Source organism: Synechococcus sp. R8-2 (assembly GCF_047461715.1).
Classification (GTDB): Bacteria; Cyanobacteriota; Cyanobacteriia; order Thermostichales; family Thermostichaceae; genus Thermostichus.
The window spans coordinates 1-2,280 of record NZ_JANSHQ010000456.1; the positions used below are offsets into that span (position 1 = coordinate 1).

A 2,280-nucleotide genomic window follows, 5' to 3' on the forward strand; every position below is an offset into this window, starting at 1 on the left:
TAGTTGATGGGTTAGAGGATCTAATTTGGGTGGGAGCGGTCGTTCCCCCTTGTCCAGATCCTGGAGAGCCAACCCTAAAGCTAAGCTAGTAGAGCTTCTGGGGAACTTGAGAGAAGGGTTTGTTGGCCGCTTGTCAGTTCAGCCTCACCTGATATGAAAGCTCAGCTTCCGGTGACGATTTTGACAGGTTTTTTGGGCAGTGGCAAAACCACGCTGCTCAAGCGCATCTTGGAAGAGGAGCATGGGTTGCGCATTGGGGTTATCCTCAACGAGTTTGGCGAGATTTCCATCGATGGCGAGTTGGTCAACATGCCCGAGGGGGGGCTGATGCAGCTCAACAATGGTTGCCTCTGCTGCACGGTGCGAGAGGATTTTGAACGGGCGGCCCGCCAGCTGCTCCAGCATGCCCAGGCGTTGGACTATCTGGTGGTGGAAACCAGCGGCGTGGCGGATCCCAGGCAGGTGACCGAGCTATTTGTGCAGAGGGTCTTTCATGAGGAGTTGCGCCTGGATGGCGTGGTGACCTTGGTTGACGGTGCCGAATACTGGCGCAATTTCCAGCGCTCGCAAACCGCCGCCCACCAGATCGGCAGCGCTGACATTTTGTTGCTCAATAAGGTGGATTTGATCGACGAAGCCGAACGAGAGCGGATCCTTCTGGATCTGCGCCGCTACAACCCCGCTGCCCCTTGCCTGCTCACCACCCATGCCCAGGTGCCTCTGGCCCGCATCTTGGATGTGCATGCCTTCCGCCCAGAATTGTGGGATCCCAGGCTCCCCAATGCAGAGACTGAGGCCCACCATAGCCATCACCTCGAGGAAGACGGGATCCAATCGGTGAGCTTTCAACTGCAGCAGCCGCTGGATTTGGCGGCTTTTCGCGATTGGCTACAAGACATGCCCGAGACCCTTTTTCGCGCCAAGGGGGTGCTGTGGGTTGTGGATGAGCCGCAGCGGGTTATCTTTCATCAGGTGGGCCAGCGGCAAACCCTTTTTCTGGAACGGGACTGGGATCCCGATGAGCCCCGCTTGTCCAAAATTGTGTTGATTGGCAAAGGGCTGGAGCCGGAACAGCTGGCTGCCGGCCTCAGCCGGGTGTGCGGGGCAACCGCCGCTGGCTAAGGATCCTCTTCAGTTTTTTCGGTTTTTGGATTGGGTGACCTGGGATGGCTCGCAGCAAACTTTCAGAGCAAGAACAACAGCAAATTGTTAGCGCCTACCGCGGCTCGGCAGCGACCGCCGTCGAATTGGCGGAGCAATTTCAGGTGAGCATCACCACCATCACCCGCGTGTTGAAGGAAAATATCGCTGCCGATGAGTATCAGCGGTTGATCCATCTCAAACGCTCGGCTGCCCGCCGCAAAGACATGGGGGAAAAAGCTGTTGTTGGCGGGATCCCAGCCTTGGAGCAGCAGATCTTGCCGCTGGAACCGGAGTTGCTTTCTCCATCTCCCTTGCCGGAGCCCCCCGCAGAGCCGAACGCAAACGAGGAAGGCGAGGATAACACTGCTGGGACGGAGTCTCTGCCAGAACTGCCCCCAGAAGAACTGCAGTTGGCGGCTGAGCTTCGGGAAGATGTGGAGGATGTCGGGGAAGAGGATGAGGAAGAGACCGAAGAAGACCGTGACCTCGAAGACGAGGATGAGGACGACCCTGACTATCTCCTAGAAGATGAAGATGGGCCAGAAGAGGATCCCCTCACCGATCCCAGCTATCGAATTCAGGTGTTGCCCCTGGAAGAGCTCACCCTGCCGGAAACCTGCTACGTCGTTGTTGACCGCTACCAAGAACTGACCACCCGCCCCCTTAAGGAATTCTTTGGCTCGGGATCCCTGCCCATCGAAGGGATGGATAACGCCAATACGCTGCCCATTTTCGACAACCACAAGGTGGCCCGTCGCTTTTCCGAAATGAGCCGTCGGGGCAGCAACACCTACCCACCCTACCGGGTAATCCAGTTTCCCGGCTACATTCTGGAGATTGTGCGCACCCAACTGCAAAAGAAAGGCATCACCCATCTGCTCATGGATGGGCAGATCTACAGTCTTTGACAGGATCCTCAAGCTCAGAAGTGGGGGACTCCTGTTACTGGCGCAGGTTGGCAACACTACGTGAACGCCAGCCGCACTTCCTGTTTTAGCCTACCTCGCCACAGCAGCAGTACCCGTCTCTTCGGACATTTGGACTGCCCCCGCCCCCACGGGCTTATGGATCGCTCCTCAGCTCCCCACTCACACTGATGGAACCAAAGGCTCATGCCGTGACATACTCCCGCACTCA

2 protein-coding genes are annotated in these 2,280 nt (G+C 57.4%); both read left to right on the forward strand.

Annotation, left to right across the window (positions count from 1 at the left end):
• Positions 1 to 153: 153 nt before the first annotated feature.
• Positions 154 to 1,122, forward strand: a complete 969-nt coding sequence (locus tag NW819_RS10925; RefSeq protein ID WP_414342593.1) for a CobW family GTP-binding protein — start codon at positions 154 to 156, stop codon at positions 1,120 to 1,122.
• Between the two features lie 44 nt (positions 1,123 to 1,166).
• Positions 1,167 to 2,051: a hypothetical protein gene (locus NW819_RS10930; protein ID WP_414413749.1), complete on the forward strand. Its 885-nt coding sequence runs from the start codon at positions 1,167 to 1,169 to the stop codon at positions 2,049 to 2,051.
• The last annotated feature ends 229 nt before the right edge of the window (positions 2,052 to 2,280 follow it).